This is a genomic window from Stenotrophomonas sp. GW821-FHT09E08, assembly GCF_059416125.1.
This window is the reverse complement of the sequence record NZ_JBWKOO010000008.1, coordinates 120898-144218: the sequence shown is the minus strand read 5'-3', so window position 1 is coordinate 144218 and position 23321 is coordinate 120898. Positions and strand designations below refer to the sequence as shown.

Annotated in this window: 19 protein-coding genes; all 19 read right to left on the bottom strand. The window is 67.2% G+C overall.

What is annotated here, in order from left to right; translation table 11 throughout:
- Positions 1-26 precede the first annotated feature (26 nt).
- Complete coding sequence (locus AC07M7_RS12415) at positions 27-2294, bottom strand: methyl-accepting chemotaxis protein (protein WP_495207498.1); 2268 nt, start codon at positions 2292-2294, stop codon at positions 27-29.
- A 739-nt stretch (positions 2295-3033) separates the two neighbouring features.
- Positions 3034-5415 (bottom strand): methyl-accepting chemotaxis protein, encoded by a 2382-nt coding sequence (locus tag AC07M7_RS12410; RefSeq protein ID WP_495207497.1) that lies wholly within the window; start codon positions 5413-5415, stop codon positions 3034-3036.
- A gap of 101 nt (positions 5416-5516) precedes the next feature.
- Positions 5517-5900: a hypothetical protein gene (locus AC07M7_RS12405; protein WP_135273515.1), complete on the bottom strand. Its 384-nt coding sequence runs from the start codon at positions 5898-5900 to the stop codon at positions 5517-5519.
- Between the two features lie 136 nt (positions 5901-6036).
- Positions 6037-6528, bottom strand: coding sequence for a chemotaxis protein CheW (locus AC07M7_RS12400; protein ID WP_136639677.1), 492 nt, complete (start codon positions 6526-6528; stop codon positions 6037-6039).
- A 204-nt stretch (positions 6529-6732) separates the two neighbouring features.
- Positions 6733-7506 carry a flagellar brake protein gene (locus tag AC07M7_RS12395; protein ID WP_295379979.1) on the bottom strand — a complete coding sequence of 258 codons (774 nt, stop codon included), beginning with the start codon at positions 7504-7506 and terminating at the stop codon, positions 6733-6735.
- A gap of 157 nt (positions 7507-7663) precedes the next feature.
- Complete coding sequence (locus AC07M7_RS12390) at positions 7664-9901, bottom strand: methyl-accepting chemotaxis protein (RefSeq protein ID WP_495207496.1); 2238 nt, start codon at positions 9899-9901, stop codon at positions 7664-7666.
- A gap of 393 nt (positions 9902-10294) precedes the next feature.
- On the bottom strand, positions 10295-12289 hold the full coding sequence (locus AC07M7_RS12385; RefSeq protein WP_495207495.1) for a chemotaxis protein CheA: 1995 nt from the start codon (positions 12287-12289) through the stop codon (positions 10295-10297).
- Between the two features lie 45 nt (positions 12290-12334).
- Positions 12335-12700 carry a response regulator gene (locus tag AC07M7_RS12380; RefSeq protein WP_005409521.1) on the bottom strand — a complete coding sequence of 122 codons (366 nt, stop codon included), beginning with the start codon at positions 12698-12700 and terminating at the stop codon, positions 12335-12337.
- Complete coding sequence (locus tag AC07M7_RS12375) at positions 12697-13005, bottom strand: STAS domain-containing protein (RefSeq protein WP_046984312.1); 309 nt, start codon at positions 13003-13005, stop codon at positions 12697-12699. Before AC07M7_RS12375 ends, AC07M7_RS12380 begins: the two co-directional genes overlap by 4 nt.
- 169 nt (positions 13006-13174) lie before the next feature.
- The gene (locus tag AC07M7_RS12370; protein WP_046984313.1) at positions 13175-14434 is read right to left on the bottom strand and encodes a chemotaxis protein CheW; all 1260 of its coding nucleotides are present in this window, start codon (positions 14432-14434) and stop codon (positions 13175-13177) included.
- Entirely contained in the window at positions 14431-15213 is a 783-nt protein-coding gene (locus AC07M7_RS12365; RefSeq protein WP_046984314.1) for a ParA family protein, read from the bottom strand. The genes AC07M7_RS12370 and AC07M7_RS12365 overlap by 4 nt, the downstream gene beginning before the upstream one ends.
- A gap of 4 nt (positions 15214-15217) precedes the next feature.
- The gene (gene motD / locus AC07M7_RS12360) at positions 15218-16234 is read right to left on the bottom strand and encodes a flagellar motor protein MotD (RefSeq protein WP_046984315.1); all 1017 of its coding nucleotides are present in this window, start codon (positions 16232-16234) and stop codon (positions 15218-15220) included.
- A gap of 1 nt (position 16235) precedes the next feature.
- Entirely contained in the window at positions 16236-16976 is a 741-nt protein-coding gene (locus tag AC07M7_RS12355) for a flagellar motor protein (RefSeq protein WP_046984316.1), read from the bottom strand.
- A gap of 101 nt (positions 16977-17077) precedes the next feature.
- On the bottom strand, positions 17078-18907 hold the full coding sequence (locus AC07M7_RS12350) for a chemotaxis protein CheA (protein ID WP_046984317.1): 1830 nt from the start codon (positions 18905-18907) through the stop codon (positions 17078-17080).
- 2 nt (positions 18908-18909) lie between these two features.
- Positions 18910-19515, bottom strand: a complete 606-nt coding sequence (locus tag AC07M7_RS12345) for a protein phosphatase CheZ (RefSeq protein WP_046984318.1) — start codon at positions 19513-19515, stop codon at positions 18910-18912.
- Positions 19515-19907 carry a chemotaxis response regulator CheY gene (gene cheY / locus AC07M7_RS12340; RefSeq protein ID WP_006365466.1) on the bottom strand — a complete coding sequence of 131 codons (393 nt, stop codon included), beginning with the start codon at positions 19905-19907 and terminating at the stop codon, positions 19515-19517. Before cheY ends, AC07M7_RS12345 begins: the two co-directional genes overlap by 1 nt.
- Positions 19908-19964: 57 nt before the next feature.
- A complete protein-coding gene (locus tag AC07M7_RS12335; protein ID WP_006365468.1) occupies positions 19965-20708 on the bottom strand; it encodes an RNA polymerase sigma factor FliA in 744 nt (247 codons plus the stop codon).
- Positions 20705-21592 (bottom strand): MinD/ParA family ATP-binding protein, encoded by an 888-nt coding sequence (locus AC07M7_RS12330; protein ID WP_006365470.1) that lies wholly within the window; start codon positions 21590-21592, stop codon positions 20705-20707. Before AC07M7_RS12330 ends, AC07M7_RS12335 begins: the two co-directional genes overlap by 4 nt.
- Positions 21579-23219 (bottom strand): flagellar biosynthesis GTPase FlhF, encoded by a 1641-nt coding sequence (flhF, locus tag AC07M7_RS12325; protein ID WP_046984320.1) that lies wholly within the window; start codon positions 23217-23219, stop codon positions 21579-21581. Before flhF ends, AC07M7_RS12330 begins: the two co-directional genes overlap by 14 nt.
- Positions 23220-23321: the final 102 nt, after the last annotated feature.

Genomic DNA, 23321 nt, shown 5'->3' with positions numbered 1-23321 from the left:
GCGGCCGAAGCCGCCGCGGGTGGGTCTCAGAATTCCTGCCAGTCGCTGTCGCTGGCGACGAAGGTGCTGGCGTTGCTGCTGCGACGCAATGGTGCCGGTGCGGGCTGCGGACGCGGCGCGACCGCTGCAGTGGTGGCTGGCTCGATGCGGGCGGCCACGGCCTTCACTGCGGCCGAGACCTGGTTGTCGAGGCGGAAGATCGCAACTGCATCGGCCAGCTGCGCGGCCTGGTCTTCCATCGCGCGCGCGGCAGCGGTGGCTTCTTCCACCAGCGCAGCGTTCTGCTGGGTGGTTTCGTCCATCTGCACCACGGTCTGGTTGACCTGCTCGATGCCGGCCGACTGCTCCTGCGACGCTGCGGAGATCTCGGCCATGATGTCGGTCACGCGCTGCACCGAAGCGACGATCTCGCCCATGGTGCTGCCGGCCTGGTGCACCAGGCTGGAGCCTTCGGCGACCTTGCCGACAGAATCATCGATCAGGCCCTTGATCTCCTTGGCGGCAGCGGCCGAGCGCTGGGCGAGGGTGCGCACTTCGCTGGCGACCACGGCGAAGCCGCGGCCCTGTTCACCGGCACGCGCAGCCTCCACCGCGGCGTTCAAGGCCAGGATGTTGGTCTGGAAGGCGATGCCGTCGATGACGCTGATGATCTCGGCGATCTTCTTCGAGGAGGCTTCGATGGCCGACATGGTGTTGACCACCTGGCCGACCACGCTGCCACCCTGCGAGGCTACACCCTGCGCGCCGATGGCGAGCTGGTTGGCCTGGCGGGCATGCTCGGCGTTCTGGCGCACGGTGGAGGTCAGCTCTTCCATCGAGGCCGCGGTTTCTTCCAGGTTGGCGGCCTGCTGCTCGGTACGGCGCGACAGGTCGCTGTTGCCCGACGCGATCTCGCCAGCGGCGAGGGTGATGCTGGACGTGCTGGCCTGGATCTGGCCGACGATCTGGGTCAGCTGGGTGACGGTGGTGTTGGCGTCGTCACGCATGCGCGCGAACACGCCCTGGTAATCACCATGCATGCGCGCGGTCAGGTCGCCTTCGGCGATGGCCGACAGCAGCTGCGAGAGCTTGCCGAGGTTGTCATCGCTGACCGCCATCATCGCGTTGAGGTTTTCCAGCATCAGGCGGAAATCGTGATCGAAGCGCTGCGCGTCGCCACGACGGCTGAAGTCGCCTGCGGCGGCGGCACTGGCCAGTTGCTTGATCTCGGCGTTGATGCGGCCGAGGTTGGCCTTGACCGTGTCGACGGTGGTGGTCATCGCGGCCTTCTCGCCGGGATAGCGCGCGATGTCGCGGCTCAGATCGCCCACAGCGTACTGCTGCACCACCTCCAGTACATCGTGCAGGGTCTGCACATGGCCGCCGACCAGGGCGTTGGTTTCCTGCACCATCAGCCCGTATTCGCCGGGGAAGGCGCTGGCATCGATGCGGTAGCTCAGCTCGCCACCATCGTGGCGCCGGGCCATTTCGCGCTGGCCGCCGATCACCGCGTGCAGCTGCTGCTGCATGCCGGCCATCGCTTCCAGCAGGCGGCCGGTTTCATCATGCGGCTGCGGGCCGATATGGCTGTCGAGCTTGCCGGCGGCGATGCCTTCGGCGACGGCGGTGGCCTGCTTCAACGGCACGGCGATGCGGTTGCCGATGACCCAGCTCAGGGCCAGTACGATCAGCACCAGCATGCCGCCGGAGAGCGCCATGATGGCGGTGAACACCAGCGCCTGCTTCTGAACGTCATCCATGTAGACGCCGCTGCTGATCACCCAGTTCCAGGGTGCGAACAGGCTGGCGTAGGCCACCTTCTCGACGTCACCCTTGCTGCCCGGCTTGGCCCAGCGGTAGTTGACGAAGCCGCCGCCGGCCTTGGCCGCCTCGACCTGGTCGTAGTAGATCCGCACGCCGTCGCCGGTGCGGAAGTCCTTCATGTCCTTGCCGACCACGTCCTTGCGGAACGGGTGCATCAGCAGGCGATAGCCGGTGTCGTAGACGTTGTAGTAATAGGTGTCGTTCTCGGCGCGCATCACTTCCAGCGCCTGCAGGGCGGCGGCCTTGGCAGCTTCCTCGCTGAGCTCGCCGGTACCGGCCAGGCGATGGTAGTGCTGGAGGATGCCGTCGCTCAGTTCGACCTGGGTCTTCAGCGCGGTCTTGCGGGTCTCGGTCAGGTCCAGGTACTGCATGCGGGCGGCGATCACCGACAGCGCGATCACGCCGAGCGCGATGAGCAGCGTCAGCAGGTTGAGCTTGCGCCGGACGGAGAGGTTGCTGAAGTAGTGTTGCCAGCGATGCAGGAGATTCATCGAGCAGGACCAGGTTGAAGCAGGCGGGCGGCGCCGAGCCGGTCGCGACGTGATACGCCGTGACAACCCCGTTATCGGCCGCGGGGGCGGGGGATTGAGGTGCAGTGTCCGGACGTATTCAGGTTTCCTTGCAGCGGCGGCTGCGGCGCTGCCTGCGGCAGGCTGGTTTTGAAGCAACAGCAACAGCAACGGCAACGGCAGGTCATGGCGAGGGGTTGCTACGGGTTGGCCGGGTCGGGGTGGGCAGGCAGGACATGCCGTGAACCCATCCATGGGGGCTCGATGGCGCCATCCATGGCGCCAACGGTCCTGCCTGCCCACCCCGACCCGGCCCGCCAGGGCTTCACTTCGGCGGACGGCAAGAGCGTTGGGTTTCCAAGTGGAAAGAGGGGGCAGATCCGTTTTTCCGCAGGAAAACGGATCTGACCCCGGACGCGACCTGGCTTTTGCTTTTTGCTCTTTTCTTTTCAATCCGGGGTGGACGCGCACGGAAAGTGTCCCTGGCCGGGAGGGTGAGTTGCGCAGGGGCGTGAGCCGCATGGATGCGGCGACCGAGCTTACATGGACGTACTTGCAGCGTCCCCTGCGCAACCCATCCTCCCGGCCCAAACGAAGGAAATCCGCCGCTCTCCGCGACCACCCCGAGGGGCTCCGCCGTTGGCTGATATCCAGATACCCCGTAAACGAAAACGCCCCAGCACAGGGCCAGGGCGTTCTCGTGCGTCAGGTCAGGCGGGCATCAGAATTCCTGCCAGTCTCCATCAGCCAGTTCGGTGGCCATCGGGCGGCCGCCTGCAGTGCGTCGGGCCGGTGGGGCGACCGCAGCCGGTGCGACCGGTGCGGCGGCACGTGGTGCCGGCGCTGCAACTGCCTTGCGCGGAGCGACCACGACCTCGGCTTCGTCGACCACGAAGATCGACACGGCCTCGCTGAGGTGCCCAGCCTGTTCTTCCATCGCACGTGCGGCGGCGGTGGCTTCTTCCACCAGCGCGGCGTTCTGCTGGGTGGTCTCGTCCATCTGCACCACGGTCTGGTTGACCTGCTCGATGCCGGCCGACTGCTCCTGCGAGGCGGCGGAGATCTCGGCCATGATGTCGGTCACGCGCTGCACCGAGGCGACGATCTCGCCCATGGTCGCGCCGGCCTTGTGCACCAGCGCCGAGCCGTCGTTGACCTTGCCGACAGAGTCGTCGATCAGGCCCTTGATCTCCTTTGCGGCAGCGGCCGAGCGCTGGGCGAGGGTACGCACCTCGCTGGCGACCACGGCGAAGCCGCGACCCTGTTCGCCGGCACGTGCGGCTTCCACAGCGGCATTCAGTGCCAGGATGTTGGTCTGGAAGGCGATGCCGTCGATGACCGAGATGATCTCCGAAATCTTCTTCGACGAGGCCTGGATGGCCGACATCGTGGTGACCACCTGGCCGACCACGTCGCCGCCCTGCGAGGCCACGCCATGTGCGCCGATGGCCAGCTGGTTGGCCTGGCGTGCATGCTCGGCGTTCTGGCGAACGGTCGAGGTCAGCTCCTCCATCGAGGCAGCGGTTTCTTCCAGGTTGGCGGCCTGCTGCTCGGTGCGGCGCGACAGATCGCTGTTGCCCGAGGCGATTTCGCCGGCGGCCGAGCTGATCGCACGGCTGGACTGCTTGATGCGGGTGACGATCTCGCTCAGCTGCGCGGCGGTGGCGTTGGCATCATCGCGCATGCGGGCGAACACGCCCTGGTAATCGCCGTGCATGCGCACGGTCAGATCACCCTGCGACAGCGCGGCGAGCAGGCCGGAGATCTGTTCGATGCTGCCGGCATTGGCGTCGAGCAGGCCGTTGATCTGCTGGGCCAGCTGCAGGAAGAAGCCTTCCTTGTCGTTGGCGTCGATGCGGCCGGACAGGTCGCCGGCCGCAGCCTGGGCAATCACGCGCGCAACTTCGGCTTCGACCTGCGCTTCCTGGGTGCGGTCGCGCCACTCCACTACGTAGCCAACGGTATCGCCGCCTTCGTTGCGGATGGTCGACACCACCTGGGCGAACTGGGCGTCGCCGTACTGCATCGGACGACGGGCAACGCCGTGCGCCTTCAGGTTGCCCAGCAGAGTCTGATCCATCTCGCCACGGTGCTCGAGCACGGTGACCGGCTTGCCGACCAGCGAGGCCTGCGCATCGAAGTCCGGCAGGTCGCGGCGGACCTCGTCCTGGTACTGGGTCAGAGTCTGCTGCAGGGCGCGATTGCTGTAGACGATGGTGTTGCTGGTGTCGGTCAGGTACACGCCGGTCGAGCTGTAGTCCAGCGCGGTGCGGATGCGCAGGTTCTCGCGGGCGATGGCCTGGTCGGTTTCGGTGCGCTCGCGCAGGTCGCGCTGCATGCGCTGCATGGCCTGCATCAGCTCGCCGACTTCGTCCTTGCGGCTGACATCGATATGGCCATCAAGCTTGCCACCGGCCACATCGTTGGCAACCGAGACGGCGCCACGCACGCTGCCGACCAGGGCGCGGGCGAACAGCCAGACCAGCACCAGGCCAAGCGCAGCACCGCCCAGCAGGGCGATCACGGTCAGCACGGCCGAGGCGGCGTAGGTGGATTCGGCCTCATCGCGCGATGCGCGGGCGAGGCGGTTGTCTTCGGCAATCAATGCTTCCAGTGCAGCGCCGGCCTTGCGGTGCTTGGCGCGGGTCTCGCCGACGAAGGTATCGATCGCATCGTCGGGCAGGTCCAGCTCCAGCATCTCGGTGACGCTGTCATAGGAGGCCAGTGCCTCCTTCCATTCCTTGGCGAAGGTATCGAACAGCTTCTTCTGCTGCGGGTTGTCGACCAGCGCCGGATAGCCCTTGATCGACTTGTCCATGCTTTCGCGCAGTTCAGTGGACTGCTTGCGGGCATCTGCCTTGACGTCGTCGCTTGCGCGGATCAGCTGCTGGTAGGCGGCGTTGCGGTACTCGCCGAGCATGCCTCGCATCTCGCCGGCCATGCGGATGCTCTCCATGCGCGAACCGGCCAGCTCGGTGGTGACGTTGTTCAGCGAGTGCAGGCCACGGTAGGCGACGATGCCCTGCAGCAGCATCACCAGCAGGAGAACGCCGAAGGTCAGCATCAGCTTCGGCATCAGTTTCAGGTTGTTGATCCACGGCATGGGCGTTGCGATCTCCTAAGGCAGACGCGTCCGGGCATCGGGCCCGGTTGCAGCAGAAACCACGCCGGCACCAGGTCCGGCGTGGTTCGACGAACGGCGGATTACTTGATGTTGGCCAGCTTCAGGCTTGCCGGCGAGCTGACTTCGATTTCAGCACGCGAGGCATCGCGCTGGATCTTGCCGATCACGCACACGGTCTTGCCTTCCAGGGTTTCCAGCGGGAAGGAGAACTTGCCGCGGTTCTCGCCGGCGATGCGCGCCGAGAAGGTGTGGCGCGGGAATGCGCCGCCCATGTACAGGAAGGTCGGCTGGCCTTCGGAACCTTCTGCGTAGCGGGCCTTTTCGACCTTGCCACAGACCATGCCGTCCTTGCCGACCGAACGCGGTGCCATTTCCGGCGGGATCATGTCGGCCGACTGGGCGAAAGCGGAGGCGGCAGTGGTGGCCAGGACAGCGGCCGAAACGAACGCAAGCAGGGACTTCATCGAGGTGTATCTCCGGGGATGGTGATGGTCGTTCCGGTCCTGCGCGCTCCTGCGCGGCCGGCTTCTGTCCCCCTATCGGCACTGCCGCGGGGAACTGAAGGGCTTTGTGACCAGAACGTGAAGCAGGTCCGCTGGTTCAGGCGGCGGCGTCTTCGACCAGGCTGGCCTGGCCCATGTCGGCACTGTCGAGAAGGGTCTCGATGTCCAGCAGGATCAACATGCGGTCATCCTGGGTGCCGATGCCGGAAATGAAGCGGGTATCGACGGCAGCGCCGAATTCCGGGGTCGGGCGGATCTGCTCGGCAGACAGCGGGATCACGTCGGAGACGCTGTCCACGACGATGCCGACCACACGGTCTTCGACGTTCAGCACGATCATCACGGTGAAGGCGTCGTAGCGGGCATTGTCCAGGCGCAGCTTCAGGCGCAGGTCGATGACCGGCACGATGGTGCCGCGCAGGTTGATCACGCCCTTGATGTAGTCCGGTGCATCCGGTACGCGGGTGACCGCGTCGTAGCCGCGGATTTCCTGCACCTTGAGGATGTCCACGCCGTAGTGCTCGGCACCAAGGGTGAAGCTGAGGAATTCGCCACCGGCGCTGGCGGTGGTGCTGGTCTTGTCGTTCATCGAGGGGTCCTGGTTCTGCCGGAAGTCCCGGTGTCAGGCTCGATATCGGCCCCTTGGTGGGGGACTTTAGGTGTGGCGCCCGGGGCATCTACACATGGCGTGGATCTACCGGTAAGCGGTAGTGCCGGCCGCTGGCCGGGAACCTGGCAACAACGCGGATACGGCCATTGCCGGCCAGCGGCCGGCACTATCGGTCGGACGGCCTCAGAGCTCGCCGTTGCGGCGCGCCTTGCGCTGGCGGTCAATGCGGAAGATGTAGCGCTGGATGGCGCTGTCGCCGCCACGCGGCAGGCCGTCGAAACGCATGCCCACGCGCTTGACCTCGATGCCGTTGGGCTGGCGCTGTGGCAGCAGGTTGCAGACCACCAGTTCGATCTCCAGGTCCGGGCCGTCCGGCAGTGAGAGTAGGGCCGGGTAGCGCTTCTGCAGGCTGAACACCGCGCAGTCGGTGGGCACGACCACGGCCAGGCCGCCGCCACTGATATCAACCACCCGCATTGACAGCGTACCGCTGCGGTCTTCTCCGCAGGGCAGCTGCAGCTGCGGCGAGTCGGTGACCGGGGTTTCCAGCCGGTACAGTTCGCGCCGTTGCAGGTGTACCAGCTCGTCCGGCAGCGGGGCGCGGAATGCCACGTGGCCGTCATTGTCCACGCGCTGCAGTGCCTGCAGCCGGAAGCGCACCAGCACGCGTTCAAGCTGGGCGAAGCACAGAAGGTGGTCGGCCTGCTCGGCGGCGCGGTTGGACGCTTCCTGCGGACTGCCATCGAGCAGCAGGGTGTCCTCGTCTTCATCGAGCTCAAGCAGCGCAGTCGGGAACGATCGGTCGCGGCCGTCGATATGCGCATTGATCAGTGATCGCTGGTCGATCAGCGATCGCAGCAACTGCCGCAGCTGGCGCGGGTTGCGGACCAGGAAACGTTCGTCAGCGGCGTCGGCCGCGTGGACATCGTGCACTGCAGTGTCGTTGCCGTCGGACATGGAATCTACGGTCAAGGGCGGGCGCCAGGACGCGTTGGCGCGTGGCTCGATGGGGATATCGGCCACTGTGCAGGATTATGAAGTGAGAGTTGCATCACTTTCCACGTGCGAGGGGTCGGATCCCTTTCCCTCGGGAAAGGGATCCGACCCCGTTACCTCAGAACTCCTGCCAGTCGCCCTCGGCGGCCAGTACCGGCTGTGCCGCCGACGCACGCAGTGCGCGCTTGGCAGCCGGCGCAGCGGTCGCCACCTGGCGCGGAACCGGTGCCGTGGCCAGGCGCACCGTCGAAGCCGTCGAACCTTGCGAGGCCAAGCGGAAGCGGGCAACCGCTTCGCCCAGCTGCACGGCCTGGTCTTCCATCGCGCGTGCTGCGGCGGTGGCTTCCTCTACCAGTGCGGCGTTCTGCTGGGTGGTTTCGTCCATCTGCACCACGGTCTGGTTGACCTGTTCGATGCCGGCGCTCTGTTCCTGCGAGGCAGCGGAGATCTCGGCCATGATGTCGGTCACGCGCTGCACCGAGGCGACGATCTCGCCCATGGTGCTGCCGGCCTGGTGGACCAGACTGGAGCCTTCGGCGACCTTGCCCACCGAGTCATCGATCAGGCCCTTGATCTCCTTCGCGGCGGCGGCGGAGCGCTGGGCGAGGGTGCGCACCTCGCTGGCGACCACGGCGAAGCCACGGCCCTGTTCACCAGCGCGTGCGGCTTCCACCGCGGCGTTCAGCGCCAGGATGTTGGTCTGGAACGAAATGCCGTCGATGACCGAGATGATCTCGGCGATCTTCTTCGAGGAGGCTTCAATGGCCGACATGGTGGTCACCACCTGGCCGACCACGTCGCCGCCCTGCGAGGCCACGCCGTGCGCGCCGATCGCCAGCTGGTTGGCCTGGCGGGCATGCTCGGCGTTCTGGCGAACGGTCGAGGTCAGCTCCTCCATCGAGGCGGCGGTTTCTTCCAGATTGGCTGCCTGCTGTTCGGTGCGGCGCGACAGGTCGCTGTTGCCCGAGGCGATCTCGCCGGCGGCGAGGGTGATGCTGGAGGCGCTGGCCTGGATCTGACCGACGATCTGGGTCAGCTGCGCGACGGTGGTGTTGGCGTCGTCACGCATGCGTGCGAACACACCATTGAACTGCCCATCCATGCGTGCGGTCAGGTCGCCGGCAGCGATCGATTGCAGCAGCTGCGACAACTGGCCCAGATTGCCGTCGGCCACCTGCATCATGGTGTTCAGCTGCTCGATCATGACCTTGAAGTCATGCTGGAAGCGCTGGGCATCGCCGCGCTGGCTGAAATCGCCGGCTGCTGCAGCGGCGGCCAGCTGCTGGATCTGGGTGTTGATCGCGAGCAGGCTGGCCTTGGCGGCATCCATCGACTCGTGCAGGATCGCGCGGCTGCCCGGCAGGCGGCGTGCGTCCGGTGCAAGATTGCCGATCGCGTACTGGTTGAGCACGTCGATGGCATCGCGGATCGCATCCAGGTGTTCGAAGATCACCGTGTTGATGCCGCCGGCCAGCTGGCCATACACGCCCGGGAAGTCCTCCGGGATGCGGTGGCTGATATCCGGACCGGCATGCATCTGCGCCATCAACTGGGTCTGCTCGGAGAAGCGGCGCAGCATCGAGGTCATCTCGGCCGTGGCGGCCAGCATCTTGCCGGCTTCGTCCTTGCTGGTGGCCTGGGTGCTGACACTGAGATCACCACGGGCGACGGCCTGGATCGCGTGCACGGCCTTGCCCAGCGGACCTGTGACAGCGCGCGAGATGACCATGGCCAGCGCGGCGGCCGCCAGCGACAGCAGCACGATGCAGCCGATGATGGCGATCATGCTGGTGCGGTGGGTGGCATTGGCATCGGCGATCTTGGCATCCATCAGGCCGGCGATGTGGGTGCCGAGGGTCTTCATCGCAGCGAACAGGTCACGGCGTGCCGGCCGCGACTGTTCGTCGGAGATCTGCCGCGCCAAAGCGCCATCGCCAGCGGCGACCGCTTCGCGCATGGCCTTGTTGGCGGCGAAGTAGCGGTCCAGCTGCACGTTGGCCGCGCCATACAGCTCGCGCTCCTTGGCCAGTGCAGGCAGTGCCGAGTAGGCGGCCAGTTCGTCGTGCACGGCCTTGGCGGTGTCGTCCATGCGCTTGTAGTAGTCGGCCACCTTGTCCGGCTGGTCGAGCATGCTGAGCAGCGCCAGCTCGTAGGTGCGGAATTCGCCCAGTTGCGAGCGTGCCTCGCCGAGGTGCTGCACCGAGGGAATATCGTTGCTGGCCATCTCGCCCAGTTGCTTGTTGGCCTCGTTGAGCCGCAGCAGCGCGAATGCACCGAGGACGAGGGTCATCAAGGTGGTGAGGGTGAACCCCACGGCCAGCTTGCGGGCGATGGGCAGATCTTGGAACCACTTCATGCAGGGTGCTCCAGGTGGGCAGGATGCCGGCGTCGTTGCGTCGGCTGGGGGTGGTTGCAGAGCGAACGGTGGTGCCCGGTGGGGGGTCGGTGACGGCCGTCAAAGCGAGATAGCGGCGTGCTGCGGGCGGACTTTATGGACGCAGATCACATTCGGTTGCGTAGGGATGACGGCGCGAAAGTGCTGCGGCGGCGCGGCTTGCGCTTCGGTGGCGTGGTTGCGAACGAAACCAGTGCGGCGACGGAGTTCACGGAATGGGTTCGGGGGCGGATTGGGGTCAGATCCCTTTTCAAAGAAGAGGGATCTGACCCCCAGCCACACATGGTCGGCGCACGCGCAAAGAAAAACCGCCGCCCCGAAGGGCGGCGGTTCAGTGCACGCATGCGGTGTGGATCAGGCGGCCTGCGGCATCCGCAGCGAGCGCACGAGGCCACCGATGTCGACGATCAGGGCCACGCGGCCATCGCCGAGGATGGTGGCACCGGACACCCCGCCGATGCGGCGATAGTTGTTCTCGATGTTCTTCACCACCACCTGCTGCTGGCCGACCAGCTCGTCGACTTCCAGTGCGATCTTCTGGCCATCGCCTTCGACCACCACCACCAACGATTCGCTGCCGGGAGCGCGGTTGCCGTAGCCGTAGTACTCGCTCAGCGACAGGATCGGCAGGTATTCGCCACGCACGCGCAGCACACGGCCTTCGCCGGCCATGCTGCGGATGTCCTCGGGCTGCGGCTGCAGTGCCTCCAGCACGTACGCCAGCGGCAGGATCAGGGTTTCGCCGGCCACCGCCACGGTCATGCCATCAAGGATGGCCAGTGTCAGCGGCAGGCGGATCAGTGTGCGAGTACCGGTACCGAGGCCGCTTTCGATCTGCACTTCGCCACCCAGTGCCTGGATGTTGCGACGGACCACATCCATGCCGACGCCGCGGCCGGACAGGTCGGTGACCGCGTCTGCAGTTGAGAAGCCGGGCTGGAAGATAAGGTCCCAGACCTGCGAATCGGTCGGGTTGTCCGGTACGGCCAGGCCGCGCTCGCTGGCCTTGGCGAGGATCTTGGCACGGTCCAGGCCGCGGCCGTCGTCGCTGACTTCGATGACGATGTGGCCGCCCTGGTGCGACGCCGCCAGGGTGATCGTGCCGGTCTCGTCCTTGCCCGCATTACGTCGCACGTCCGGCATTTCCAGGCCGTGGTCGATCGAGTTGCGCACCAGGTGGACCAGCGGATCGGCGATCTTCTCGATCAGGCCCTTGTCCAGCTCGGTGCCTTCGCCGACGGTGCGCAGGCGGACCTGCTTGCCGAGGCGGCCGGAGAGGTCGCGGACCAGGCGCGGGAAGCGGCGGAACACTGCATCGACCGGCAGCATGCGCACGCCGATCACCGCTTCCTGCAGGTCGCGGGTGTTGCGTTCAAGCTGGTCCAGGCCGGCGAACAGGCTCTCGGCGTGGACCGGGTCCAGTGCGTGCGAGACCTGCTTGAGCATGGCCTGGGTGATGACCAGTTCGCCGACCAGGTTGATCAGCGCATCGACCTTGTCGACGCTGACGCGGATCGAGGTTTCCGCTTCCTGGCCGCCACCACCGCTGGCGGCAGGAGTGGTGGCCGCGGCCGGTGCAGCAACAGGTGTGGAAGGGGTAGCAGCGGATGCGGTCGGGGCCTGCGTGGCCAGGCTCGGCGGTGCGGCCGGACGGATGTCCAGCTCGCAGTCGTCCAGTACCCAGGCGAAGGTGTCTTCAATCTTGCTGCGCGGCACTTTGCCGACCAGTCCCAGATCCCACGCCAGATGAGCCTCGAGCGGGTCGAGCTGGGCGAAGCCGGGCAGGCGTTCCATGCGCGCAGCCACCTGCAGCGAACCGAGGTGTTCCAGTTCGCGGATGATGCGCAGTGGGTCGTTGCCGCTCATGAACAGCGACGGTGCCGGGGTGAAGCCGATCTGCCAGGCTTCCGGCGTGTCGTCCACCTTGGCAGCCGGGGCGGCCGGGGCGGCAGCTGCGGCTTGTCCGGAAAGAACTGCTTCCAGGCGCGCCTTCACCGCGGCGACAGCGGCGGGATCGGCGGCCTGGCCGTGTTCGGCTTCGCGCAGCAGGGCGCGCAGCACGTCCACCGAAGACAGCATGGCGTCGACAGCGTGGCCTTCCAGCGCCCGCTTGCCTGCACGCAGCTCATCGAGCAGCGTTTCCAGCACGTGGGTCAGGCCGGCAATCGCATCGAAGCCGAAGGTGCCGGCGCCGCCCTTGATCGAGTGGGCAGCGCGGAACACCGAATTGATGATCTCCGCGTCCTGTTGCCCCGATTCCAGGGCCAGCAGGCCAGCCTCCATCGCGTCGAGGCCTTCGCGGCTCTCCTCGAAGAAGGTGGCGTGGAAGCGTTGCAGGTCCATGCTCATGGCAGTGGCGATCCGGAAGCGAAGAGGGGGAGCAGTGCGGGGCGATCAGCCCAGCACTTTCTGCACGGTGGCGACGAGCTGCTCGGGATTGAACGGCTTGACCAGCCAGCCGGTGGCACCGGCGGCCTTGCCTTCGGACTTCTTGTCCGCGGCCGATTCGGTGGTGAGCATCAGCAGCGGGGTGAACTTGTAGTCCGGCAGCTGGCGCAGTTCGCGGATCAGCGCGATGCCGTCCATGTTCGGCATGTTGACGTCGGTGACCACCGCATTGAAGCGCTGGCCCTTTGCGCGACCGAGCGCGACCGCGCCGTCTTCGGCTTCTTCGACGGCAAAACCGGCCGAGGTGAGGGCGAAGGAAACCATCTGGCGCATCGACGCCGAATCGTCCACCACCAAGATACGTGCGCTCATGCAGCGTTCTCCACAGATTTCAGGTTGTCATGGGTTGCGTCCAGGCCCAGGGCCTGGGTGACGCCAAGCAGGCGTGCGGCGTCACGGAAGGTTGCGGTGCAGCCGTGGAAGCCGGTGCCGAGGCCTGCCTCGCGGCGCGCCTGCACGAACGCACACAGCACCTGCACGGCGGCCGTGTGGATGCGGGTGACCTGGCTCGCATCCAGGGTCAGCTCGCCTGCCTCTGCCACCAACGGCGAAAGGCGGTTCTTGAGCTCGGTGCTGCTCTCGATGCCGAGATCCTCACCCAGTTCGACAATGCTCATTGTTGCTCCGGACAAACGGTTCCGTGATCCATAACGGCACCCCGGCGGGGTTCTTTAGAGGAATCGACGCGGTGCGTCGATGCGGTGCTGTTCGGGGGCGGGAGATGCCAATGCTGCGCATCGGCACCTGCCGTCCCCGACAGGCAACGCGGCGGCGCGGAACGCCGACTCAGCTCAACAGCTGCGTGGCATCGAGCAGGATCATCGGCCGCTGGCTGACCCGGGCAACGCCACGGAACAGATCATTGGAAATCTGGCAGATGCGCGCCGTATCAGGCGGCTCGATCTGCGAATCGGTGAGGTTGGCGACATCTTCCACTGCCGACACGCGCAGGCCGATGGTCTCGCCGTTTTCCTCCAGCACCACGATGCGGGTCTGTGCGTCGTCCTCGGCAGCGGTTGCACCCAGGTGCAGGCCCAGGTCCATTACCGGCACCACCTGGCCGCGCAGGTTCATTATCCCCAGCATGGCCGGGGCGGTACCGCGCAACGGCAGCAACGGTACCGGCAGGACCACTTCCTGCACCTTCAGCAGTTCCAGTGCATAGGCCTGGGCACCACAACGCAGGCGCAGCCAGCGCGAGGTGCGCTCGCCGGCGCGGCGGTTCTGCGGATGCGGGCTGCTGGCCGGGCGGTGTGCCTGCGCCTGCAGTTCCTGCCAGGTGCCAGGTCGATTGCCAGCGGGAGCGTCTACCGCCACGCGCGGTGGCGGTGCTGCTGCAGCCGGTGCAGGGGTGGGGCGTGGTGCAGGCGCCAGTGCTGCAACCGTGGCGGGTGGTGGCGTGGCCACGTCCTCGCCACCGGAGGCCGCCTCGAATGCGGCCTGCAGGCCGGGGCTGTCGGTGTGGGCGAGGCGATGGCTGTCGGCAGGATCGGTCTCGTAGATCACTTCATCGGGCAGATCGTCCCAAGTCGGCTCCGGGCCGGCCTTTGCGGTGGCCGCAGCCGGCGCAGGAGCGGTCTCGTGGATCACTTCGTCCGGCAGGTCATCCCAGGTCGGCTCGCGTTGCGTGGTGGAGGCCGATGTAGCAGCAGCCTCGAAAGCGGCTTGCAGTGCGGCGTCGTCCATTGCAGGGGTAGCGGCGACGGCTTCGGTCTCGTAGATCACTTCGGCCGGCAGGTCGTCCCAGGTGGGCTCGCGCTCCGGTTCCGCTGCGCTCGCAGGGCGTGGCCCGGCGCTACCCGGTGCAGAGGCGGCCTCGAAGGCGGCTTCCAGCGCGGCGTCGTCCACGGCAGGGGCAACGGTGACGGCTTCAGTTTCGTAGATCACTTCGGCTGGCAGGTCATCCCAGGTCGGTTCGCGTTCCGGTGCCGCTGTGCTCGCTGGGCGTGCCCCGGCATTACCCGGCGGCGCGACGGGTGGCGCCACAGCGATCGCCTCGCCCAACAGCTCGTCCAGATAGTCGTCCAGTACGCCGGTGCTGTTCATGCGGCCTGCTCCAGGGCGCGGGCATCCTCGCCGAGGATCCAGTTGAGGGCGCGACGGTACGCAGCCAGGCCGCGGCCCGGGTAGTCCTCGCCGACGCTCGGCAGGGTCAGGCCGGCGGCATTGCTGATGCGAGTGTCGATCGGAATCGCGTCTTCCCATACGCGTGTGCCATGACGGTCCTGCATGGTGCGCAGCGACTCGTTGCCGGCGCGGGTGCGGCGATCGAACAGGGTTGGCAGGATCGAGATCGGCAACGGCCGGCGGCGCGAACGCTCGACCATCTCGCCGGTGCGGACCATGCCGTCCAGTCCATGCAGCGCCAGCGGTTCGGCCTGGGTCGGGATGATCAGGCGGTCGGCCGCAGCCAGTGCATTGATCATCAGCAGGCCGAGGGTCGGCGCGCAGTCCAGCAGGATGTAGTCGTGCTGTCCCTGATGGCGGGCAAGCGCGTTCTGCAGAGCCAGGCCGAGGCCGGGCTGGTTGGCGCTGCGCCGCTCCAGCGTGGCCAGCGCCGACTGCGCACAGACGTAGTCCAGGCCGTGGATGCTGCTGGCGTGGCACAGGCTGGACAGATCGACCGGCGGCGCACCGAACAGTTCCAGCACGCCGGCCGGCGGTGGATCCACCGGTACGCCGAAGGCACGGCTGAGCGAGGCATGCGGATCGAGGTCGATCAGCAGCACGCGGTGGCCCATTGCAGCCAGGCCACGGCCGAGGGCGAGGGTGGTAGTGGTCTTGCCGACTCCGCCCTTCTGGTTGGCGACTGCCCAGATGCGCATCGGTTTACTCCTTCATTGCCGGGGGAACGGCGGCGCCGACACGGCTGCCAGCCGGCACCGGCGGCAACTTCACCGGTGCGATGGGGGAGGTGGGGGCGGTAGCCGGAGTTGCGGCGGCTTGTTCGGTGTCGGTGCTGTTGGCACCGCCGGTTGCGGCGTTCAGGCGCTGGCCCAGCGGATCGATTGCGTGGGTGGTATCGGCCAGGATGATGACCATCACCCGGCGGTTGCGGTTGCGACCCTGCGCGCTGTCGTTTTCTTCGCGCGGGCGGAACTGGCCGTAGCCGACCATCGCCAGTCGCGAGGGCTGCACGCCCTGGTCGGCGAACAGGTGCACCACGCTGGCAGCGCGACCGGCGGACAGTTCCCAGTTGGACGGGAAGGTGGCGGTGGCGATCGGCACGTTGTCGGTATGGCCTTCCACGCGCACGCTGTTGGGTACATCGCGCAGTACGTCGGCCAGGCTGGCCAGGGTCTGCCGCGCGTGCACGTCCAGCGCGGCCGAGCCGGTCGGGAACAGGATGTCGCTGTTGATCTCGACTTCGATCCACAGCTCGGTGCGACGCACGCTGATCATGCCGCGGTCGATCAGCGGCGCCAGCGCGGCGGTCAGACGGTCGGCGATGCTGCTGAGCTGGCGCTCGGCGCGCGCGATCTGTTCCTGGTTGTGCACCGACACGGGCATGCGCATCTGCGAGGCCATCGATGGCAGCAGCGTCGGGTCGTGCGACGGCGCAGGCGCCGAGGGCCCGATCTTGGTGCCGGACTTGATCACTGAGGGACTGTCCCAGCCGCCGCCCTGCACCTGCTTGTTGCCGACCTGCACCGGATTGATGGTGCGCGGCGCGCCACCGAAGGCATCGGTGAGCGCGTCGGCCATGATCCGGTACTTGCCCTCGTTGACCGAGGAGATCGCGTACATGACCACGAAGAAGGCGAGCAGCAGCGTCATCAGGTCGGCATAGGGGATTGCCCATGCTTCATGGTTGGCGTGCTCTTCGTGGTGCTTGCGGCGGGCCATGTCAGTGCAGGAAGCCGGAGAGGTTGGTTTCGATGTTGCGCGGGTTCTCGCCCTGGGCGATCGAAATCAGGCCTTCGATGACCATTTCGCGATCACGGGTGTTGTGCGAGATCACACTCTTGAGCTTGGCGGCGATCGGCAGGAACAGCAGGTTGGCCGAGGCGATGCCGTAGATGGTGGCGGTGAACGCGGCGGCGATGCCATGGCCGAGCTTGCTCGGGTCGGCGAGATTCTTCATCACCGCGATCAGGCCGAGCACGGCGCCGATGATGCCCAGCGTGGGCGCATAGATGCCCATCGCCTCGAAGACCTTGGCGCCGGCCTGGTCCTGGTGCTCCTGGCTTCCCAGTTCGATTTCCAGCATGTGCCGGATTGATTCGGGCTCGACGCCGTCCACCAGCAGCTGCAGTCCCTTGCGCAGGAACGGGTCCTGCTGTGCTTCCACCTGTGCTTCCAGGCCAAGCAGGCCCTGGCGGCGTGCGATGTTGCTCCATTCGACAATCTGCTGGATCAGTTCGCGGCGGTCGCTGTGCGGCGGTCGCACGACCCAGCGCACGATCTTGAAGGCGTGCTTGAACACGGCCGGCGAGGTGTGCAGCAGGATCGCGGCGACGGTACCGACGATGACGATCACGAACGCGGCAGGCGACCACAGCGACGCCAGGCCGGCGCCCTTGAGGATGCTGCCGCCGACCAGCGAGGCCAGGGCGAGAAAGAGTCCAATGAGGCTGAGTCTATCCATGGGTCCGGTATCGGCTTGTGTGAATGGGACTTGAGACACCGGGAGGTCGTGTACAGACGGTAGTCACAGTTTTCGGGTCGCCGGGCATGGCCCGCCGGGCTTCAGCGCAGTCCGTCCACGTCCAGGATCAGGGCCATGCGACCATCGCCGATCAAGGTTGCACCGGCATAACCAGCCAGGCCACGCAGCGCCTTGGGCAAGGGTTTGATGACCACTTCCTCGCGCCCTCGCACCTGGTCCACGACCAGGCCGAACCGGGCTTCACCGGCCTGCAGCACGACGATGGTCAGCAGCGGCGAGGCGGCCGGCGTCACATCCAGCCACTGGCGAAGATCGACCAGCGCCAGGGTATGCGAGCGGCGGTCGAGCACGGCACGTCCATCGAACCAGCCCAGCGAGGTGCGCGGGGCGTGCAGCACTTCCATCACGCGTGCCAGCGGCAAGGCGTAGACGTCCTCGCCGGCCTGCACCAGCAGGGTCGGCAGGATCGCCAGGGTCAGCGGCACGCGGATCAGGAAGCGACTGCCGCGGCCCAGTTCCGACTGGATCTGGATCTGGCCGCTCAGTTCGCGGATGCGCGACTGCACCACGTCCATGCCGACACCACGGCCGGAGATATCCGTGACCTGCTGCTTGGTCGAGAAGCCGGGCAGGAACACCAGGTGCAGGCATTCCTCGCTGCTCAGGCGGGCAGCGGCTTCCGGATCGATCAGGCCCTTCTCGCGTGCCTTCGCGCGCAGCTTTTCCGGATCGATGCCGGCGCCATCGTCCTGTACTTCGATGCTGACGTAGTCGCCTTCCTGCTGGGCCGACAGGCGCACGTGGCCCATCCGAGGCTTGCCCTGGGCTTCACGCAGCTCGGGCGTTTCCACGCCATGGTCGATGGCGTTGCGGACCAGATGCACCAGCGGGTCGGCCAGGGCTTCGACCAGGTTGCGGTCGAGCTCGGTCTCGGCGCCGATCAGCTCAAGGTCCACTTCCTTCTTCAGCGAGCGGGCAACGTCGCGGGCGACCTTGGGGAAGCGCGAGAACACCTTGCCCACCGGCTGCATGCGGGTACGCATCACCGCCGACTGCAGGCGTGCGGTGGCGATGTCCAGCGTGGATACCGCACGGTCCAGCTCCTCGTCGCGCAGGCGCGCACGCAGGGTCTTCAAGCGATTGCGTGACAGCACCAGTTCGCCGATCAGGTTGACGATCGCATCCAGGCGCTTGGTATCCACGCGCACGGTGTGCTCGGCTTCGGCCAGTGGCTTGGCGGGCGGCTTGGCCGCCGGTGCGGGTGCGGGTGCGGCTGGGCGTGGCGCGGGCGGTGCCGCCGGCACCGCGGCGACCGGTTTGGTGCCGGGTGCGGCGCCACCGTGCAGCTGGTCGAGCAGGGCTTCGAACTCGTCTTCGCTGATCAGGCCGTCGTCGGCCTTCTTCGCCGGTGCGACCGCGGTCGGGGCATTGCCGCCGTGCAGCTGGTCGAGCAGGGCCTCGAACTCATCGTCGGTGATCAGGTCACTGCCACCGGTGGCGGGCGCAGCGGCGGCCGCCGGGGCGGTGGCGCCACCGTGTACATCGAACTGCGCGATCAGCTCGGGGGGCGCGTAGCCCGGTTCGGTACCCGAGGACACTGCATCCAGCATCGACTGCAGGTAATCCAGCGATTGCTGGGCGGCATCGAAATGGTGGGCCTGCAGCACCGCCTGGCCGGCGCGCGCGGCGCCGAGGGCTTCTTCGGCGGCGTGGCACAGTTCAACCATGGCCGTCACGCCAAGGAAGCCGGCGCCACCCTTCAGCGTGTGGTAGCCGCGGAACACCGCATTGAGCTGGTCGCCGTCCTGGGGTGCCTGCTCCAGCGACACCAGCTGTTCGCCCAGGCGATCCAGGATTTCCTGCGCCTCGATGATGAAATCGGCAGTGATGTCGTCGGATACCGCGCTCATGCTTACAGCCCCAGATCCGACAACAGGTCGTCGGCGTCGTTCTGCGAGACCGCGTGGCGGTCCAGTCCCTTCAGTGCCGGCCCGGCCAGTTCCGGGTCGGAGCGATGCTGTTCCGGCGGCAGGCCGAGTGCGCCGAAGCCTTCGTGCACGCGGCGCACGATGCCGACCACGCGACGGATGATCTGCCCGGTCAGGTCCTGGTAGCTCTGGGTCAGAGCGATCTCGGTCAGGTTATGGCGGATGCGCTCGAGCTGCGCGTCCTGGCCAGGCTGCAGGCCTTCGGCGCGCAGCTGTTCGGTCAGGCTGCGGCATTCCTCGGCCAGGTCCAGGGTGCGGTGGGTGGCCTGTTCGGTCATCGCCACCACGTGGTCCAGGCGCGCGCAGGCGTCGTCCAGTTCGCCGGCTTCGTCAGGCACGGTCGGCAGCTCACCCAGCGCCTGTCCCAGCTCGCGGGCCAGCCGCGAAAGGCCGCTCATCATCGGCTGCGTGCGCAGTGCGACCAGCCCGTCGATGCGCTGCCGCCACGCGGCTTCGTCACCGGACTCGAGTGCGTCCAGGGCTTCCTGAAGGCGCAGGGCGAGGGCGTTCCTGTCGACCGTGGTATCCATCAGGCGCTGGCCGCCAGGCGTTCGAAGATCTTGCCGAGCTTCTCTTCCAGGGTCTGCGCGGTGAACGGCTTGATGATGTAGCCGTTCACGCCGCTCTGGGCGGCTTCGATGATCTGCTCGCGCTTGGCTTCGGCCGTCACCATCAGCACCGGCAGTGTCTTCAGCTTGGCATCGGCGCGGATCGCCTTGAGCAGTTCGATGCCGGTCATCACCGGCATGTTCCAGTCGGTGACCACGAAATCGAACGGCTGGCTCTGCAGCAGCGACAGCGCGGCATGCCCGTCCTCGGCTTCGGCGGTATTGGTGAAGCCCAGATCGCCCAGCAGGTTCTTGACGATCCGACGCATGGTCGAGAAGTCGTCGACGATCAGGATGCGCATGTTCTTGTTCAAAGCAGAGTTCCTTTGTTGTTCAGTCCGGGCGGCCGGGGGCAGCCGCCTCGGGCATGTTCATTCTTCGAGGCCGGCGTCCGCCGCCTCGAAAATCTTCAGTCGACCACGCAGGCGCAGCACTGCCTGGCCGTGGATCTGGCAGACCCGCGATTCACTTACGCCAAGCACCGCGCCGATCTCCTTCAGGTTCAGCTCCTGCTCGTAGTAGAGCGACAGCACCAGCTGCTCGCGCTCGGGCAGGTGGCCGATCGCCTTGCCCAGCTCGCGGCCGAACTCGCCGCGTTCCAGTACCTGCTGCGGGGTCGGGCCGCCCTGGGTGACGGTGTCCAGCTCGCCCTGGTCTTCGATGCGCGACTCCAGGCTCAGCACCTGGCCACGTGCGGCGTCTTCCATCAGCCGCAGGTATTCGGGCAGCGGCATTTCCATCGCCGCGGCCACTTCGGTGGCGCTGGCGGCGCGGCCGCTGCTCTGCTCCAGGCGGCGGATGGTGGCGGCGGCATCACGAGCGCGGCGGTGCACTGAGCGGGGCACCCAGTCGCCACGGCGGATCTCGTCGATCATCGAGCCGCGGATGCGGATCGACGCATAGGTCTCGAACGAGGCGCCCTGGTCGGCGTCGTAGCTGCGCGAGGCTTCGATCAGGCCCATCATGCCGGCCTGGATCAGGTCATCGACCTCGACGCTGGCGGGTAGGCGCGCAGCCAGATGGTGGGCGATGCGCCGCACCAGGTCCGAATGCTGGGCGATGACTTCGTTCGCCGCCGAGCGCTGCACTTCCCTGTACTGGGCTGCGCCTTTCATGCCGTCACCCCACGCTGCTTGAGGATGCGTTCGAGGAAGAATTCGACGCCGCCACGCGGTTCGGTCGGCGCCTGCCAGCGCGCGGTACGGCGCGCGATCTCGGTGATCGCCAGCGCGGCCGGGCTGGACGGATAGGCCTTCACCACCGGCTGCTGGCGCTGCACCGACAGGCGCAGCCAATCGTCCTGCGGAACGCAGCCGAGGTAGTTCAGCGAGACATCGGCGAGGAACTTCTCGCAGACACGGGTCAGCTTTTCGTACAGCACGCGGCCCTCGTTGGGGTCGCGCACCATGTTGGCCACCACCTGGACGCGGTCCACGCCACGCTCGCGCGACAGCACCTTGATCAGTGCGTAGGCGTCGGTGATCGAGGCCGGCTCGTCACAGACCACCACCACGGTGTCCTGTGCGGCCTGGCAGAAGGTCAGTACGCCATCGTTGATGCCGGCGGCGGTGTCCACCACCATGATGTCCAGCTCGCGTTCCAGCTCGGAGAACACGTTGACCAGGCCGACGTGCTCGGCCGGGGCCAGCTCGGCCATGTGGCGGCGGCCGGACGCGGCCGGGACCACCAGCACGCCGTTCGGGCCTTCGACGATGACGTCATCCAGCGAGCAGCGGCCGGCGACCAAGTCGGCCAGGGTAAAGGTGGGGTTCAGTCCCAGGATCACGTCGATGTTGGCCAGGCCGAGGTCGGCGTCCAGCAGCAGCGTGCGCTTGCCCATGCCGGCCAGCGCCACGGCCAGGTTGGCGGACACATTCGTCTTGCCCACGCCGCCCTTGCCGCCAGTGACCGCAATGGTGCGCACAGGGCCGAGCGGCTCGCTGCGGGTGGCCGACAGCGGGAAGGTCTTGGTCAGCTTGGCGTACTCACGCGACGGCATGGTTCAACTCCGGGTTGCAGGGCATATCGGCCGCGCGGCGCAAATCTTCAAGGCGAAGTACGAGATTGGCTGCACTGGCCCGGTGCAGGTCCTCCGGAACGTCCTGGCCGTCGGTCACCCAGGTGATCGGCAGGGCGTGGTCCACGGCCACCGACAGGGCGTTGCCGAAGCGGCCGGTCTCGTCCAGCTTGCTCAGCACCAGGCCCTGCAGGTTGGCCGCGCCGAAGCGGCGGACCACCTCGTCCATGTCGCCGAAGCTGGTGTTGGCCGGCAGCACCAGCAGGGTGCGTACCTGGCGGGCGGCACGCAGCCACTGCAGCTGGGCGGCCAGGGCGCGGTCGCGCGGGCCCAGGCCGGCGGTGTCGATCAGTACCAGCTTGTAGTCCTTCAAGCGTTCCAGCAGCTGGTCCAGGTCGGTGCCGCTGTTGGCCTCGTGCACCGCGATGCCGAGCTGGCGGCCGTAGCCGTACAGCTGCTCACGCGCACCGATGCGGGTGGTGTCGGTGGTGACCAGGGCCACGTCACGCGGGGCGTGCTTCTCGGCGAAGCGCGAGGCCAGCTTGGCGATGGTGGTGGTCTTGCCGGCGCCGGTCGGGCCGACGAGAGCGATCACGCCGCCTTCCTCCAGCGGGTCGACCGGGGCGATCGGCAGCTTGCGCGAGATCAGCCCGAGCATCAGGCCGCGGCCGCGGTGCGCATCGGTCTCCAGCGGGATCTGCATGGCCACGTCGCGGGCCAGGCCGGCGTCGAAGCCGTACTCGTCCATCAGGTCCAGTGCAGTGGCGCGCACCGGGCAGCCACGCAGGCGCTCGTCGGTGAAGCGGTTCATCTCGCGCTCGATCACCTGGCGCATGCCGGCCACTTCCTGGCGCAGCTGTCGGATCTCGGCATCGTCCTGGGCGACCACGGTCAGCACCGGGGCTGGTGCAAGGGTCGGTTCCGGGGCGGTGTCGATGGTTGCGTCCGCCATCGACGGTTCGTCGGCGAAGGTCTGCGACTGCGCGTCGGCCACAACGCTGGCCGGCAGCGGCAGCGGCGGCGGCTGCACCGCCACGGCCGGGGCCGGGCTTTGCTGATGCTCGGCATGCGGCGGATCGATCTGGAAGCGCGCACGGTTGGCCGGGATGATCACGGCGGGTGCAGCGACAGCGCCGGCGACGGCGTCTGCGAACGGGCCGAAGGCCTGTTCCGCACGCGCCGGTTCGTTGACGGCAGCACGCGCCAGGGTGGCGGCGAAGCCGGTGCTGCCGCGGGTCGGCACGATCTCGTCGGCGCTGTCCAGGGTGCGGCCGGTGGCACCAACGGCGGCGCGGGCCAGCGCGGCAACGGCCGAGGTGGTCGCAGCCACCGGTTCCGGTGCCGGGGTGGCACTGCGGCGACGGGTCACTGCAGCGATCACCGCGTCGGCGGCATTGCGCGGCTTTGGTGCCGGCGGCGGGGCGATGTCACGACGCGAGGCTTCCAGTGCACGCTGCACGGCGCTCTCGTCGTAGTTGGCGGCGGCAACGATCTCGATGCCTTCCTCGATCCGGCGGTTGGACAGGATCACGGCGTCAGGACCATGTTCCTTGCGCACCAGGTTCATGGCCGAGCGCATGTCGGCGGCAACGAATCGTTTGATTTTCATGCTGTGGTCACGGGACGAAGACGGCGGGGTGGCGGTCGGAGAACTCGGGTGGTCGGTGGTCTGCACGGTGCGGGTTCCCCTTGGTATCTGTCTGTTGCGTTG